Source organism: Streptococcus nidrosiense, assembly GCF_042140045.1.
In the GTDB taxonomy this organism is placed as follows: domain Bacteria; phylum Bacillota; class Bacilli; order Lactobacillales; family Streptococcaceae; genus Streptococcus; species Streptococcus nidrosiense.
In genome coordinates this window covers 259,841-275,745 of sequence record NZ_CP152419.1, presented here as the reverse complement: position 1 = coordinate 275,745, position 15,905 = coordinate 259,841, and the positions used below count along the sequence as shown (strand labels likewise).

Genomic DNA, 15,905 nt, shown 5'->3' with positions numbered 1-15,905 from the left:
TGTTTATAGGTAAATGTTGAACAGTTTAGTAAGTCAATACAAAATATTTTTTCTTCCCACGTCGGATAACAGTGAGTTCGTTTTCTAACTTATCTGCGTCGCTCAAGACATAGTCAAGGTCTTGGATACGGTCGCCGTTGACGTAGATAGCTCCATTTTGGACATCTTCACGGGCTTGACGTTTTGAGTTAACCACACCAGATGACACGAGGAGTTCTACGATGTTGTGGTTTTCGTCTGCTTGTACTTGGTAGTTTGGCACACCACGAAGTCCTTGTTTGAGTTCTTTGACAGAAAGGTTTTTGATATTTCCGGCAAAGAGTTGCTCAGTGATGTTAAGGGCTTCTTTGTAGGCTTCTTCTCCGTGGACAAGAGTCACGACTTCACGAGCCAAGACTTTTTGAGCCAAGCGTTCGTGTGGCGCAGCTTCAAACTGTTTGCGGATGTCTTCGATCTCGTCAAGTGACAAGAAAGTAAAGATTTTCAAGAAGCGAACAGCGTCAGCGTCCATGACGTTCATCCAGAATTGGTACATTTCGTATGGAGAAGTCTTTTCAGGGTTGAGCCAAACAGCGTTTCCTTCAGATTTACCAAATTTCTTGCCAGTTGCGTCTGTGATGAGTGGAACAGTGATTACATGACCAGTCTTGTCAGCCTTACGACGAAGTAACTCTGTACCAGCAGTCATATTTCCCCATTGGTCAGAACCACCGATTTGGAGGGTAACATTGTGCTCTTGGTTGAGGACGAAGAAGTCGTAACCTTGCATGATTTGGTAGGCAAACTCAGTGTAAGAAATCCCTGTTTCGATCCGTTTTTTAACAGACTCCTTGCTCATCATGTAGTTGACAGTGAAGTATTTTCCGATATCACGGAGGAAGTCAATGAAGCTGATGCTGCCAAACCAGTCGTAGTTATTGACCATGACAGCTTTATTTTCACCATTTTCAAAGTCAAGAAAACGAGAAAGTTGTCCTTGGATAGACTTGACCCAGCCATCTACTGTGTCTTTTGTTTGGAGACTACGCTCAGCATCTTTGAAGGACGGATCTCCGATGAGACCTGTAGCACCGCCAACGAGCGCATAAGGTTTGTGACCTGCTAGCTGCAAACGACGACTTGTCAAGATTGCGACAAGGTGGCCTAGGTGAAGGCTGTCAGCAGTTGGATCGTAGCCAGTATAATAAGAAACTTGACCTTCTTCTAGGGCTTTACGCAAAGCTTCTTCATCAGTCGTTTGAAAAATCAAACCACGCTCTTTTAGCTCATCAAAAATGTGCATGTGTCTTTTCTCCTTTATAAAATATTGTTTCTACCTATTTTACCACAAACTTGGCAAATAACCTAGTAAAATCGGGAAGAAAGTTGCTGCTTGGACTTTTTTGGAAACGAGTGAAATATGGTATAATAGCACTAGCTTATACTCAATGAAAATCAAAGAGCAAACTAGGAAGCTAGCCGAAGGCTGTACTCGAGTACGGCAAGGCGAGACTGACGTGGTTTGAATTTGATTTTTGAAGAGTATTATTTTCAGAGAAATAGATAAAAACAGTTAAGAAAGGGGCTGAAAGATGTCTCATATTATTGAATTGCCAGAAGTCTTGGCCAACCAGATCGCGGCAGGAGAAGTTATCGAACGTCCTGCCAGTGTAGTTAAAGAGTTGGTTGAAAATGCTATCGACGCTGGCTCAAGCCAGATTATCGTTGAGATTGAGGAAGCTGGTCTTAAGAAAATCCAAATCACCGATAATGGTCACGGGATTGCCCACGATGAGGTGGAGTTGGCCCTGCGTCGCCATGCAACCAGTAAGATTAAGAATCAAGCGGATCTCTTTCGGATTCGGACCCTCGGTTTTCGTGGTGAAGCTCTGCCTTCTATCGCTTCTGTTAGTGTACTGACTCTTTTGACAGCAGTGGATGGAGCAAGTCACGGGACCAAGCTAGTAGCTCGTGGGGGAGAAGTGGAAGAAATCATCCCTGCGACCAGTCCTGTTGGGACCAAGGTTTTTGTGGAGGATCTCTTTTTCAACACACCAGCTCGTCTCAAGTATATGAAGAGCCAGCAGGCGGAGTTGTCTCACATCATTGATATTGTCAACCGTTTGGGGCTAGCCCATCCTGAGATTTCCTTTAGCCTGATTAGCGATGGCAAGGAGATGACACGAACAGCTGGTACGGGTCAACTGCGTCAAGCCATTGCTGGGATTTATGGTTTAGCCAGTGCCAAAAAGATGGTTGAGATTGAGAATTCTGACCTAGACTTTGAAATTTCAGGCTTTGTGTCCTTGCCGGAATTGACACGGGCTAATCGTAACTATATCAGTCTCTTTATCAATGGTCGTTATATCAAAAACTTCCTGCTCAATCGTGCCATTTTAGATGGTTACGGCAGCAAGCTTATGGTGGGGCGTTTTCCGCTAGCTGTTATTCACATCCATATCGATCCTTATCTAGCAGATGTCAATGTGCACCCGACCAAGCAAGAGGTGCGTATTTCTAAGGAAAGAGAGCTGATGGCACTGGTTTCAGAAGCTATCGCAAAGAGTCTCAAGGAACAGACCTTGATTCCAGATGCCTTGGAAAATCTTGCTAAGTCTACGGTTCGTAATCGTGAAAAAGTAGAGCAAACGACTTTGCCACTGAGAGAAAATACGCTCTACTATGAAAAAAATGAATCGACAAGACAGACACAAGCTGAGGTGGCAGACCATCAGGTGAATCTGACTGAAGAAAGACAGGATTTGAACCTCTTCGCTAAGGAAACCTTGGATCAGCTGACCAAACCAGCAAAACTGCATTTTGCAGAGAGAAAGTCTATCAGTTACGACCAACTAGATCATCCAGAGTTAGATATGGCTAGTTTGGATAAGGCTTATGACAAGCTGGAACGAGAAGAGTCTTCTAGTTTCCCAGAGTTGGAATTTTTCGGTCAGATGCACGGGACATATCTCTTTGCCCAAGGTCGAGATGGGCTTTACATCATAGACCAACACGCAGCCCAGGAGCGGGTTAAGTATGAGGAGTATCGCGAAAGTATTGGCAATGTTGACCAGAGCCAGCAGCAGCTCCTAGTGCCCTACATCTTTGAATTTCCAGCAGATGATGCCCTTCGTCTCAAGGAAAGAATGCCTCTCTTAGAAGAAGTTGGCGTCTTTCTAGCAGAGTACGGGGAGAATCAATTCATCCTTCGGGAACACCCGATTTGGATGAAAGAAGAGGAAATCGAGTCAGGGATTTATGAGATGTGTGATATGCTCCTTTTGACCAAGGAAGTTTCGATCAAGAAATACCGAGCAGAGTTGGCCATCATGATGTCCTGCAAGCGGTCTATCAAGGCCAACCATCGTATCGATGACCACTCAGCTAGACAGCTCCTCTATCAGCTCTCTCAATGTGACAACCCATATAACTGTCCGCACGGACGCCCTGTTTTGGTCCACTTTACCAAGTCAGATATGGAAAAGATGTTCCGTCGCATTCAAGAAAATCACACGAGCTTACGAGAACTAGGCAAATACTAATACTCTTCGAAAATCTCTTTAAACTGCGTCAGCCTTACCTTGTCTAACTTAAGTTATGCCTACGGTTAGCTTCCTAGTTTACTCTTTGATTTTCATTGAGTATAAATTGAAGGAAAAATTATGTACGAATATCTAAAAGGTATTATTACCAAAATTACTGCTAAATACATCGTTCTAGAAGCAAACGGCATCGGCTACATCCTACACGTAGCCAACCCTTATGCCTACTCAGGACGAGTCAATCAAGAAGCACAAATCTATGTCCATCAAGTTATTCGCGAAGACGCTCATCTACTTTACGGTTTCCGTTCAGAAGACGAGAAAAAACTCTTTCTCAGCTTGATTTCGGTGTCGGGCATTGGCCCGGTTTCTGCTCTGGCTATTATTGCGGCGGATGACAATGCAGGCCTTGTCCAAGCTATCGAAAGCAAGAATATAACCTACCTGACCAAGTTCCCTAAAATCGGGAAGAAAACAGCCCAACAGATGGTCTTGGACCTAGAAGGTAAGGTGGTTGTGGCAGGCGATGACCTCCCTGCTAAGACTGAAGTTCCATCTAGCAGTGACAACAAAGAATTGGAAGAAGCTATGGAAGCCATGTTGGCATTGGGCTACAAGGCGACCGAGCTTAAGAAGATCAAGAAATTCTTTGAAGGAACTTCAGATACTGCTGAAAACTACATCAAATCTGCCCTTAAGATGTTGGTCAAATAGGAGAAGTCTATGTCAAAACGTTGTGGCTGGGTTAAAATGAACAACCCTCTATATGTAGCCTACCATGATGAAGAGTGGGGCCAACCCCTCCATGATGATCAAGCATTGTTTGAGTTGCTCTGTATGGAGACCTATCAGGCTGGTCTTTCTTGGGAAACGGTGCTCAATAAACGTCAAGCCTTCCGTCAAGCTTTTCAGGGTTACCATCTTCAACGCGTCGCAGAGATGACGGATGAAGAGCTAGAAGTTTTGATGAATAATCCAGCAATTATCCGCAATCGTGCCAAGATTTTTGCGACGCGAGCTAATGCCCAGGCCTTTCTACAAGTTCAGGAAGAATTCGGCTCTTTTGATGCTTATCTCTGGTCTTTTGTAGAGGGGAAAACCATCGTTAATGATATCCCGGACTACAGTCAAGCACCAGCCAAAACGCCTTTGTCTGAAAAAATATCCAAGGATCTCAAAAAACGTGGCTTCAAATTTACTGGACCAGTTGCAGTTTTATCTTTTCTACAGGCTGCAGGCTTGATTGATGATCACGAGAATGATTGTGCATGGAAGGGTCTTAAATAATGTCTAACAAATATAAGAGAGTTCTGATTTTTGGGCTCCTATATACCATTCTCTTTGTGTTTGATGGCGTTAGATGGTTGGCTTCCTTGATGCCGTCTACCATTGCAAATTATCTAGTCTATGTAGTATTAGCACTATACGGCTCTTTCTTGTTCAAGGATAGATTAATCCAACAATGGAATGAGATTAGAAAAACTAAAAGAAAATTCTTCTTTGGCGTCTTAACAGGATGGATCTTTCTCATTCTGATGACTGTTGCCTTTGGATTTATATCAGAGTTGTTGAGGCAGTTTTTCGGGCTGGTCGGACAAGGTCTAAACCAGTCGAATATTCAAATTACCTTTCAAGAGCAACCACTACTGATAGCAGTTTTCGCCTGCATCATTGGACCTTTGGTGGAAGAACTCTTTTTCCGTCAGCTCTTATTGCATCACTTGCAGAAAAGTCTGCCAAGTTGGCTAAGCATTCTTCTGGTAGGACTTGTCTTTGCTCTGACTCATATGCATAATGTAAGTTTATCAGAGTGGGTCGGTGCAGTCGGATACCTAGGTGGGGGCCTTGTCTTTTCTATTATTTATGTGAAAGAAAAGGAGAATGTCTACTATCCCCTACTTGTTCACATGTTAGGCAATAGCCTATCCTTTATTATTTTAGCTATCGGTAGTATGTGATGAAAATGCTAGTAACGATACTGAAAAAAGCTGAGAAATTTTCCCAGCTTTATTTGTTATAGTCAAAGTGGATGACTTGCTCCTCTGCATCTACGTAGGCGTGAACGCCAAAGGGGACAATTGCTCTTGGAGTTGCGTGGCCGACATTCAGATTATAGACAATAGGGATATTGCTGTCAATAATATCCAATAGTGCCTCTTTATAGTCGTCATAGAAAGTTTCATCCATAGGTTTTCCGACCAAGAGTCCACTGATAACCTCGAATATACCAGTTTCCTTTAAAGTCCGCAACATCTTTTTGAAGTCTTCAGGATTAGGCTTTTCTTCGCTGGTTTCTAGCAAGAGGATTTTTCCTTTCCAGTCGGATAAGTCAGGGAAAAGTTTGTATTTTTGGCAGAGGTCTGTGCTATCTGCGTGTAGAGAGTTGTCAAAAATATCATAGAGAGACTCGAGGCAACCACCGAGGATTTCTCCCTCAAACTGAGCATTGCCTTGTAACAAGTCAAAACCAGTATTTGCATGGCTGACACGAGGTGTTCCCAAGGCTTTGGGACTGAAGTCAGTTCGTTCCTCATACCAAACATCACTAGGGCGGATTTCTGAGATTCTTCCAGTCTCAATCAATTCTTTAAAGTAGTGAAAGCTATAGGGCAACATCTCCTTGTCCAATTCACAAATGTCTGCTAGAAATGATTGGCCGTAAAAAGTCTTGATTCCTAGTTTATGCAACATGAGATGGTTCATAGTTGTATCCGAGAAGCCAAGAAAAATTTTTTGTTTGATAACCTTTTGTAGTTGGTCATTTTCAAAAAGATAAGGTAGTAAGCGATAGGTATCGTTTCCACCAATGGCGCATAGGATCATGTCGATGCTATCATCAGAAAAGGCCTGAATCAAATCCTCTGCACGAGCTTCAGGATGTTCTTTGATAAAATCTAAGCCTTTTAGCGAATGGGGCAAAAAGATAGGATTGAGTCCGAGGCCCTTGAGACGTTGAATACCCAAGTCCACTTCGTGCTTGACAAAGTCTTCACCCATAGTCCCACTAGATAAACTTATAATACCAATAGTAGAAGTCATATATTATCCTCCTAGAAATAGATTGAGCCTATTGTATCACAAAAGATGAGGGGAAACAACAAGAATTAGAATCAGAAAAAGGCTTTTAGATCGAGAAAGTAGTAAAAAAGCAACCGTTCGATGTGGTTGCTTTTTATAGTAGTTAATTTCTTATAGAGCAGTAAGGAAGGTCAGTCCGCCAAGGACAACCCCGGCTGAGTTTGGAATGATTAGAATCCAATCTTTCTTAGGCTCTTTTGTCCATCCATAAATGACCCAGATTAAGCAAGAGATTGCTGCTGATAAAGGTTGAAATGGTTGAGCTTTGTTCCCTTGTAAATTGGCAAAAATTTGGGGGATGTAGGCTATAAATACAATAATCCCAATAAAGGCACCAATTGAACCAACAATTTGATTAATTCTCTGTTTAGTCATATATATTTCTCCTTATTATTTTATTAGTATAACAGAAAAACAACTTGGATTCAAGGATAAAACCTCGGGATTCCAAGGGAAGACTTTACATTGAAGTAAATTTAGACAAAATGTCTATTTATGATTTTGACGAATCAATAAATGATTTGGAACTACAAAAAAAGTAGTCTGTCTACAAAACACACTACTTTCATTGTTTATCTTAATATCTAGCAGGTCCTGCACTTGCGCTCTTGATGTTGAAACGTTTTTTGAGGTAGAAACGTAGGGCAAGGAGAGCTCCTCCAATCACCAACAAAACAAGTGGTGGGAGACTAATGTTGATGGCTTGTGGAAGGAAGTTACTCAAGAAGAGGATGAAGACCCAAGCAAACATAGTCGCTAACATAACCAAAAGTGATTTCCAGAATGGAGGACGTTGGCTACGGTCAGTATCTGGTCCGTAGTAGCGGTAGATGAAGTGATAGAGGAGGTAGAAGGCAACTCCACCAAAGGCCCCTACACTGATAAGTGTTACCAATCCGTAAGCTACGGGTTGGTTTGAGAAGAAGCTCATCAAGGCACTAACTACTGCAAACAGTCCTGTAATGAAAAGGGCTGAATCCAACATCATCAATTTTGGATCGTCATTTTCCTTTGGATGTTCTTTCTCGTATTGCTCTTTTTCGCTGAAGCTGTGAGCCCAGTGAGTTGGTGCTCCATAGATAGAACGAGCGGTCACACCTTTTGGTTGTTCTTCAAGGATATGAGGGATGACTTCTTCAAGGATGGCCTTGATTTCAGCGTCGGTTTTTCCGTCCTTGAGAAATTGTTGGGTTGCAATGTGGATAAATTCTTGGTTTTTCTTAGTTAATTCTTTTAAATCAATCTGTGACATAATAACTCCTGTTAGAACCATTTTTTATGGATGAGGTAAAGAGTGAGGGAAACACTCATAGCAAAGGCGATGAAGACGATGAGCCAGAAAGCGTGCGGTTCTCCGTTTAAAGGAATTTCATTATCCTTAAAGTTCATTCCGTAGGCTGAGAAAATCATGGTCGGCACAGACATAACGATGGTCACGAGGGCCAAGGTTTTCATGATATTGTTCTGGTTGTTTGAAATGATAGAGGCAAAGGTCTCTGTCATAGAGTGAAGGACGTTTCCATAGATATCCGCCATCTCGATGGCCTGTTGCGTTTCAATCAAGGTATCTTCCAGTAAGTCTTCATCTTCAAGGTATTTCTTGATATTGCTAGTCGCACTGGTTAATTTTTTAATCACGCGCTCATTTGTCTTCAGAGAAGCTTTGAAGTAGACGATGGTCTTTTCCAACTCCATGAGTTCGATCAATTCTTCGTTTCGAGTAGATTTGTGAAGTTGACTCTCAATCTGCTCACTCTTACGTTCGATTGAACGGAGGGCGGTTAGGTAAATCTCCGCGTTGCGGTAGAGAATCTGGAAGATAAAGCGCGAACGCATGAAGGTATAGAAATTTCGAAGCCTACGATTGATAAAGACATCAAGAAGTGGGAGAGGCTCCAAACAAGTGGTAATAATAGCCTCTTCTGTGATGATAATCCCTAAGGGAATAGTCACATAGTAGGTCTGGTTATTTCTTTCCTCTGTGATTGGGACGTCTACGATAATCAAGGTGTACTCATCTTCGATGGTGATACGAGACATCTCTTCCGCATCAAGCGGTGCACGGAGATCAGCGATATCAATATCAAAGGCTGTGGCGATTTCCATCGATTCGCTTTGTGTAGGATTGACGAGATTGATCCAAGTGCCCGGCTGGAGCGTATCAATCTCTTTAAATTCAGTTGTAGTTGAGAGAAAGACTTGCTTCATATCTCTTATCCTTTCCTAATCTAATCCGTGTTTCAGTGATTTTTGACACCGTACTATTATACTACAAAATCGGCTTTTTTGGTAATAGAATTTCACTTTTTTTGGTATAATGGAAAGCAACAATGGACTAGAAAGAAGTAACATGCAAGATAAGATTGTCATCCATGGGGCACGCGCCCATAATTTAAAAAATATTGACGTGGAAATTCCACGAGACAAGCTAGTTGTGGTGACGGGGTTGTCGGGTTCGGGCAAGTCCAGTCTTGCCTTTGATACTCTTTATGCAGAAGGGCAACGCCGCTATGTAGAGAGTCTATCAGCCTACGCTCGTCAGTTCTTAGGGAATATGGAAAAACCAGATGTGGACTCTATCGATGGTCTTAGTCCTGCTATTTCCATTGACCAGAAGACGACCAGTAAAAATCCTCGTTCGACGGTTGGGACAACGACGGAAATCAACGACTATCTGCGTCTCCTCTATGCTCGTGTAGGAACACCATACTGTATCAATGGACATGGGGCTATCAAGGCTTCGTCTGTCGAACAGATCGTAGACAAGGTTTTGGAATTGCCAGAACGCCAGCGTCTGCAGATTTTGGCTCCTGTTATTCGTAAGAAAAAGGGGCAGCATAAGACGCTGATTGAAAAGATTCAAAAGGATGGTTACGTCCGTGTCCGTGTCGATGGAGTTGTCTACGATGTGACCGAAGTTCCTGAACTTGAAAAAAATAAACAACACAACATTGACGTGGTGGTAGACCGTATTATCATCAAGGAAGGTATCCGTAGTCGTCTCTTCGATTCCATTGAAGCAGCCCTTCGTATCGCAGAAGGTTATGTGGTTATCGATACCATGGATGACTCTGAGTTGCTCTTCTCAGAACACTACGCTTGTCCAGTATGTGGCTTTACGGTTCCAGAACTAGAACCTCGTCTCTTCTCTTTCAATGCACCGTTTGGTTCATGTAGTGAGTGTGATGGTTTGGGGATCAAGCTAGAGGTTGATACGGATCTAGTAGTGCCAGATGCTAGTAAGACCCTTTGTGAGGGAGCATTGGCACCTTGGAACCCTATCTCTTCTAACTATTATCCAAATATGCTAGAACAAGCCATGACAGCCTTCGGAGTGGACATGGATACTCCTTTTGAAGCCTTGTCAGAGGAAGATAAGAATCTCATTTTCTATGGTTCAGATGGTAAGGAATTCCATTTCCACTATGAGAATGAATTCGGCGGAGTTCGCGACATCGACATCCCTTTTGAGGGAGTTGTCAATAATATCAAACGTCGCTATCATGAAACCAATAGCGACTACACTCGCACCCAGATGCGCCTCTACATGAATGAGCTGACTTGCGGAACCTGTCACGGCTATCGTCTCAATGACCAGGCCTTGTCTGTCCGTGTGGGTGGCGAGCAAGGGCCACATATCGGAGAAATTTCAGACCTGTCTATCGCAGACCACTTGGACTTGGTGAGCCAGCTGACCTTGTCTGAAAATGAAGCGATTATTGCTCGTCCCATTCTCAAGGAAATCAAGGACCGCTTGACCTTCCTCAATAACGTGGGCCTTAACTATTTAACGTTATCCCGCTCGGCAGGAACCCTATCAGGTGGGGAGAGCCAACGTATTCGCTTGGCAACCCAGATTGGTTCCAATCTCTCAGGAGTTCTCTATATTCTTGATGAGCCGTCTATCGGTCTTCACCAGAGGGACAATGACCGTTTGATTGCCAGTCTGAAAAAAATGCGCGATTTGGGTAACACTCTCATCGTGGTAGAACATGATGAAGACACCATGCGAGAAGCCGATTATCTGATTGACGTTGGTCCTGGAGCGGGTGTCTTTGGTGGAGAAATTGTCGCGGCAGGAACACCTAAGCAGGTAGCTCGCAACAGCAAATCCATTACAGGACAGTATCTATCAGGGAAACGCTCGATTCCTGTACCATCAGAACGTCGCGTTGGAAATGGTCGCTTTATCGAAGTGACAGGTGCGCGTGAGAACAACTTGCAAAATATCACCGCTCGCTTCCCACTCGGGAAATTCATTGCGGTGACAGGGGTGTCTGGTTCAGGGAAGTCGACACTCATTAACAGTATTCTCAAAAAAGCCATTGCTCAAAAGCTCAATCGCAATTCAGACAAGCCTGGTAAGTTTAAAACCATTACAGGAATCGAGCATATCGACCGTCTGATAGATATTGATCAGAGTCCAATTGGACGAACTCCGAGGTCCAACCCTGCGACCTATACAGGTGTCTTTGATGACATTCGAGACCTCTTTTCTCAGACAAATGAAGCCAAGATTCGTGGCTACAAAAAGGGTCGTTTCAGTTTCAATGTCAAGGGTGGGCGCTGTGAAGCCTGCTCGGGTGATGGGATTATCAAGATTGAGATGCATTTCTTGCCAGATGTTTACGTAGCCTGTGAAGTCTGCCATGGAACTCGTTACAATAGCGAAACCCTGGAAGTTCACTACAAGGAAAAGAATATCTCGCAAGTCTTGGATATGACCGTCAACGATGCGGTGGAATTTTTTAAACACATTCCGAAAATTCAACGCAAACTCCAGACTATCAAGGATGTAGGTCTAGGTTATGTGACCTTAGGACAACCAGCTACGACACTTTCTGGAGGGGAGGCCCAGCGTATGAAGTTGGCTAGCGAACTCCACAAGCGTTCGACAGGTAAGTCCTTCTACATTTTAGATGAACCGACAACTGGTCTTCATACCGAGGATATCGCTCGTCTGCTTACCGTTTTGTCTCGCTTTGTCGATGATGGAAATACAGTTCTCGTGATTGAGCACAATCTAGATGTTATCAAAACAGCAGACCATATTATCGACCTAGGCCCAGAAGGAGGTGTCGGTGGCGGAACTATTATCGCAACAGGAACACCAGAGGAAGTAGCTGCTAATGAAGCTAGCTATACAGGACAGTATTTGAAAGGAAAGTTACATCATGAATAAACGTGTACAAGCATTTTTAGATAAAATGCAAGAAAAAGAACTAGATGGAATCATTATCAATAACCTTAAAAATGTCTACTATTTGACAGGATTTTGGGGTTCAAATGGTACGGTCTTTATCAGCCGTGACCGTCAGGTCTTAGTGACAGATGCCCGCTATATCATCGCTGCCAAGCAAGAAGTTACTGGTTTTGAGATTTTTGCAGAACGTGATGAGTTGGCAACTATCGCAAAGATTGCAAAAGACATGGGCCTTTCTCGTATCGGGTTTGAAGATGAGATTTCAGTTTCTTATTACCATCGCATGCAAACAGCCTTTGAAGGTTTGGAATTGCTCCCTCAAACTCAGTTTGTTGAAGCCCTTCGCATGATTAAGGACGAGACAGAGATTGCGACTATTCGTAAGGCTTGTTCCATCTCAGACCAAGCTTTCCACGATGCTCTTGACTTTATCAAGCCAGGTAAGACAGAAATTGAAATTGCCAACTTCCTGGACTTCCGTATGCGTGAATTAGGCGCTGCTGGTTTGTCTTTTGACACGATTCTAGCTAGTGGGATTAACTCTTCTAAACCTCACGCCCACCCAATGCACAAGCCAGTAGAACTAGGTGAAGCTATTACTATGGACTTCGGTTGCCTTTACGACCACTATGTCAGTGATATGACTCGTACTATCTACCTAGATCATGTCAGTGATGAACAAGCAGAAATCTACAACACTGTTTTGAAGGCTAACCAAGCTCTGATTGACCAAGCTAAGGATGGCTTAGGTTTCCGTGATTTTGATAAAATCCCTCGTGATATCATTGTGGAAGCAGGCTATGGAGAGTACTTTACACACGGTATCGGGCATGGTATCGGACTTGATATTCACGAAGAACCTTACTTTAGCCAAACTTCCAAAGAAGTTATCAAAACTGGTATGGTCTTGACTGATGAACCTGGTATTTATATTGAAGGTAAATACGGAGTTCGTATCGAAGATGATATCCTGATTACAGATACAGGTTGTGAGTTATTAACCCTTGCTCCAAAAGAATTAATCGTAATCTAAGAAAAATGAGATAAATTGTTGACTTTTACTAGTTAAAGGTTTATACTGAAAGGCGAAAACGGTAGGTGAGGCTACCATAGGGATACGGATGACTACCGCAAAGCAGTGGAGACACTACTCGTTGGTCAACAGTCCTGGTCGCGAAGGTCAAGACTAAGCTCATTACATCGCCCTATGGAGTTAAAGCTTGAACGAAAACAGATAATAAGTTTTTTAGTCCTGCCATTTTATGGCAGGACTTTCTGCTGTTTTAGAACAAAGAAGGGAGACAAACGATGCAAATTGACGATCATCCAGAGCCGCACATACACAACCAATCGCTGATTTGTGTCGTTCTGTCCTTATAAAGTGATTGGTCCCTGTGTATGAAATTACCATTCATACAGATAGGAGAAACCAATGAAAACTACAAAAGAAAGATTAGCAGCAGCTATTCAAACTCCATTTAAAGATAGTCTAGCTTTTTACCATACAAGTCTAAAGGGCTTAGATTCTGAACAGGTTGAAGAAAACCGTGACCTATATGGTGAAAACACCATCACCAAGGGTCAAGAGGATTCCATCTTTAAGAAAATTTATGAGTCCATTATCAATCCTTTCACAATCATTTTGCTTGTGATTGCCTTTATCTCTCTCGTTACAAATGTCTGGCTTGCCAAACCTGGACAAGAGGATCCAACGACTTCTATCATTATCGTTGTCTTGGTTTTGATTTCAGGAGGCATCCGTTTTGTCCAAGAGTTGCGGAGCGACAAGGCAACAACCAATCTTTCAAAAATGATTGTCAACACTGCAACTGTTATTCGTGATGGTCTTGAACAAGAGTTGCCCATCGATGAGTTGGTTGTGGGAGATCTCGTGAAATTGAGTGCGGGAGACATGATTCCAGCAGATGTTATCTTATTTGAATCCCGCGACTTTTTCGTTCAACAGTCAGGTTTGACTGGAGAAAGCGATGCAGTCGAAAAGCTTGCTTTAAATAAAGCTACTAATCAAAATGTAGAGAGTCTTTTAGAAGCAGAATCCTTGGCATTCATGGGGACAAACGTTATCTCAGGAAGTGCTACAGCTATGGTTCTCGCTGTTGGTGATGACACCATGATGGGAGCTATTGAGCAAACTCTCAACACCTATGATGAGCCAACTTCTTTTGAACGTGAAATGAACAGCATTTCTTGGCTCTTGATCCGCTTGATGCTTGTCATGGTTCCGATCGTGTTTTTCGCAAATGGGTTGACTGATGGAGACTGGCTAGAGGCTGGAGTCTTTGCCTTGAGCGTTGGTGTCGGACTTACACCAGAAATGCTTCCAATGATTATCACAGCCAGCTTGGCCAAAGGTTCCATTATCATGGCCAAGGAAAAGGTGGTCATCAAAAAACTCAATGCTATCCAGGACTTAGGAGCAATCGATATCCTATGTACAGATAAAACAGGAACTCTAACGCAAGATGAGATTGTCTTAGAATACCCTTTGGATATCCATGGTGATTTGGATATGGCAGTCTTAAGAAGAGCTTATCTAAATTCACATTTCCAAACAGGTTTGAAAAACTTAATGGATCGTGCCATTATCAGTAGAACCGAAAAAGAAGCCAAAGAACACGCTATTCTACAAGATTTGGATAACATCTTCCAAAAGATTGATGAACTGCCTTTTGACTTTGAACGCAGACGCATGAGTGTCATCGTCAAAGACGATAGCAATGTCGTTAGTATGGTTACCAAAGGCGCTTTAGAAGAAATGTTGAACATTTCGACTCATGTGGAATATCGCGGAGAAATCATTCCCCTAACCGAAGACATTCGCCAAGAAGTATTAGCAGAAGTTGGTCAATTAAACCGTCAAGGTTTGCGTGTTTTAGGTGTTGGTTACAAGTCAGGTCTACATGAAGATTATGCCTATGCTGTGACTGATGAAAGTGACATGATCCTTACGGGTTACCTTGCCTTTTTGGATCCGCCAAAACCATCTGCAGCACCCGCTATTCAAGCTCTGCTTGAGCATGGTGTCAGAACAAAAATTTTAACTGGGGATAACGAAAAAGTAACCCAAGCCATTTGTGAAAAGGTTGGTTTGGACGTTGAGCATATGATCTTAGGGGCTGACATTGACCAAATGACAGATCAAGAATTGGCAGAAGCGGTTGAAAGTGTAACAGTATTTGCTAAATTGTCTCCGGATCAAAAAGCTCGTATCATTTTACAGTTAAAGAAAAATGGTCATGCCGTTGGTTATATGGGAGATGGGATCAACGACGCTCCATCCATGAAGGTGGCTGATGTTGGAATTTCTGTAGATACAGCAGTAGACATCGCCAAAGAAACAGCGGATGTTATTTTGCTAGACAAGGATCTCATGGTTCTGGAAACTGGTATCGTTGAGGGCCGTAAGGTCTACGCCAACATGACCAAGTACATCAAGATGACCGTTAGTTCAAACTTTGGGAATATCTTCTCACTATTGGTTGCGAGTATCTTCTTACCATTTTTACCAATGGCTCCTGTTCATCTCATTGTCCTAAACCTAGTCTATGATTTGTCTTGTGTGGCATTGCCATTTGATAATGTTGATCAAGACTTCCTTAAACAACCCCATACATGGGAAGCAAAATCCATTACGCGATTTATGGTTTGGATGGGTCCAATCTCATCTATCTTTGATATTTTGACATTTATCTTCCTCTACTTTATCATTGTTCCTTTGGTAACAGGTCATCACTATGTTCATGGGTCAGAATCTGCTCTTCAGTTTATTATCTTGTTCCAAACAGGCTGGTTCATCGAATCTATGTGGTCTCAAACCATGGTCATCCACATGCTTCGTACAGCAAAAGTTCCTTTTGTACAAAGCAGACCAGCTTGGCTTGTGATTTTGATGACTCTGGTTGCAGCCTTTTTCGTAACCAGTCTACCTTATGGACCACTGGTAAATATCCTTCGTCTAGCACCCTTAGGACTTCCTTACTTCTTGTTCTTAATCTGCATTATTTTCTTGTATATGTTTAGCGTTACAGTTATTAAGAAATTTTACATTAAGAAGTATAAAGAATGGTTATAGTTCGTATTTT

12 protein-coding genes and 1 riboswitch are annotated in these 15,905 nt (G+C 42.7%); of the genes, 7 read left to right on the top strand and 5 right to left on the bottom strand.

Translation table 11 applies throughout. The features are described from left to right. Positions 1-25 precede the first annotated feature (25 nt). On the bottom strand, positions 26-1,282 hold the full coding sequence (gene tyrS / locus AAFQ93_RS01310) for a tyrosine--tRNA ligase (RefSeq protein ID WP_036758166.1): 1,257 nt from the start codon (positions 1,280-1,282) through the stop codon (positions 26-28). Positions 1,283-1,571: 289 nt separating this feature from the next. Between tyrS and mutL the strand changes: the two genes are divergently transcribed. The 4 genes from mutL to AAFQ93_RS01290 all read left to right on the top strand — a co-directional run bounded on the left by mutL (position 1,572) and on the right by AAFQ93_RS01290 (position 5,479). Beyond that, the gene (gene mutL, locus AAFQ93_RS01305; RefSeq protein ID WP_375555408.1) at positions 1,572-3,521 is read left to right on the top strand and encodes a DNA mismatch repair endonuclease MutL; all 1,950 of its coding nucleotides are present in this window, start codon (positions 1,572-1,574) and stop codon (positions 3,519-3,521) included. A 120-nt stretch (positions 3,522-3,641) separates the two neighbouring features. Next, positions 3,642-4,235 carry a Holliday junction branch migration protein RuvA gene (ruvA, locus tag AAFQ93_RS01300; RefSeq protein ID WP_375555407.1) on the top strand — a complete coding sequence of 198 codons (594 nt, stop codon included), beginning with the start codon at positions 3,642-3,644 and terminating at the stop codon, positions 4,233-4,235. Positions 4,236-4,244: 9 nt separating this feature from the next. Further along, positions 4,245-4,808 (top strand): DNA-3-methyladenine glycosylase I, encoded by a 564-nt coding sequence (locus AAFQ93_RS01295; RefSeq protein ID WP_375555406.1) that lies wholly within the window; start codon positions 4,245-4,247, stop codon positions 4,806-4,808. Beyond that, positions 4,805-5,479: a lysostaphin resistance A-like protein gene (locus AAFQ93_RS01290; RefSeq protein ID WP_375555761.1), complete on the top strand. Its 675-nt coding sequence runs from the start codon at positions 4,805-4,807 to the stop codon at positions 5,477-5,479. The genes AAFQ93_RS01295 and AAFQ93_RS01290 overlap by 4 nt, the downstream gene beginning before the upstream one ends. 49 nt (positions 5,480-5,528) lie before the next feature. Here the strand turns inward: AAFQ93_RS01290 and AAFQ93_RS01285 are convergent, their stop codons facing one another. From AAFQ93_RS01285 to AAFQ93_RS01270, 4 genes are all read right to left on the bottom strand, one after another. Then, positions 5,529-6,560: a S66 peptidase family protein gene (locus tag AAFQ93_RS01285; protein ID WP_375555405.1), complete on the bottom strand. Its 1,032-nt coding sequence runs from the start codon at positions 6,558-6,560 to the stop codon at positions 5,529-5,531. Positions 6,561-6,710: 150 nt separating this feature from the next. Next, positions 6,711-6,974, bottom strand: coding sequence for a SemiSWEET family transporter (locus AAFQ93_RS01280; RefSeq protein WP_000166358.1), 264 nt, complete (start codon positions 6,972-6,974; stop codon positions 6,711-6,713). Positions 6,975-7,176: 202 nt separating this feature from the next. Next, on the bottom strand, positions 7,177-7,851 hold the full coding sequence (locus AAFQ93_RS01275; RefSeq protein WP_006146142.1) for a DUF1129 domain-containing protein: 675 nt from the start codon (positions 7,849-7,851) through the stop codon (positions 7,177-7,179). Between the two features lie 11 nt (positions 7,852-7,862). Next, positions 7,863-8,807 carry a magnesium transporter CorA family protein gene (locus AAFQ93_RS01270; RefSeq protein ID WP_375555404.1) on the bottom strand — a complete coding sequence of 315 codons (945 nt, stop codon included), beginning with the start codon at positions 8,805-8,807 and terminating at the stop codon, positions 7,863-7,865. A gap of 142 nt (positions 8,808-8,949) precedes the next feature. Between AAFQ93_RS01270 and uvrA the strand changes: the two genes are divergently transcribed. The 3 genes from uvrA to mgtA all read left to right on the top strand — a co-directional run bounded on the left by uvrA (position 8,950) and on the right by mgtA (position 15,895). After that, on the top strand, positions 8,950-11,781 hold the full coding sequence (uvrA, locus tag AAFQ93_RS01265) for an excinuclease ABC subunit UvrA (protein WP_375555403.1): 2,832 nt from the start codon (positions 8,950-8,952) through the stop codon (positions 11,779-11,781). Next, positions 11,774-12,835 (top strand): Xaa-Pro peptidase family protein, encoded by a 1,062-nt coding sequence (locus AAFQ93_RS01260; RefSeq protein WP_045762579.1) that lies wholly within the window; start codon positions 11,774-11,776, stop codon positions 12,833-12,835. The genes uvrA and AAFQ93_RS01260 overlap by 8 nt, the downstream gene beginning before the upstream one ends. A 53-nt stretch (positions 12,836-12,888) precedes the next feature. Beyond that, a riboswitch (M-box (ykoK) riboswitch) is annotated at positions 12,889-13,042 on the top strand. A gap of 192 nt (positions 13,043-13,234) precedes the next feature. Further along, positions 13,235-15,895, top strand: coding sequence for a magnesium-translocating P-type ATPase (gene mgtA / locus AAFQ93_RS01255; protein WP_375555402.1), 2,661 nt, complete (start codon positions 13,235-13,237; stop codon positions 15,893-15,895). Positions 15,896-15,905: the final 10 nt, after the last annotated feature.

Coding starts and splice junctions, on each gene's coding strand:
- tyrS (WP_036758166.1), bottom strand. CDS start 1,282: ATGCACATTTTTGATGAGCTAAAAGAGCGTGGTTTGATTTTTCAAACG.
- mutL (WP_375555408.1), top strand. CDS start 1,572: ATGTCTCATATTATTGAATTGCCAGAAGTCTTGGCCAACCAGATCGCG.
- ruvA (WP_375555407.1), top strand. CDS start 3,642: ATGTACGAATATCTAAAAGGTATTATTACCAAAATTACTGCTAAATAC.
- AAFQ93_RS01295 (WP_375555406.1), top strand. CDS start 4,245: ATGTCAAAACGTTGTGGCTGGGTTAAAATGAACAACCCTCTATATGTA.
- AAFQ93_RS01285 (WP_375555405.1), bottom strand. CDS start 6,560: ATGACTTCTACTATTGGTATTATAAGTTTATCTAGTGGGACTATGGGT.
- AAFQ93_RS01280 (WP_000166358.1), bottom strand. CDS start 6,974: ATGACTAAACAGAGAATTAATCAAATTGTTGGTTCAATTGGTGCCTTT.
- AAFQ93_RS01275 (WP_006146142.1), bottom strand. CDS start 7,851: ATGTCACAGATTGATTTAAAAGAATTAACTAAGAAAAACCAAGAATTT.
- AAFQ93_RS01270 (WP_375555404.1), bottom strand. CDS start 8,807: ATGAAGCAAGTCTTTCTCTCAACTACAACTGAATTTAAAGAGATTGAT.
- uvrA (WP_375555403.1), top strand. CDS start 8,950: ATGCAAGATAAGATTGTCATCCATGGGGCACGCGCCCATAATTTAAAA.
- AAFQ93_RS01260 (WP_045762579.1), top strand. CDS start 11,774: ATGAATAAACGTGTACAAGCATTTTTAGATAAAATGCAAGAAAAAGAA.
- mgtA (WP_375555402.1), top strand. CDS start 13,235: ATGAAAACTACAAAAGAAAGATTAGCAGCAGCTATTCAAACTCCATTT.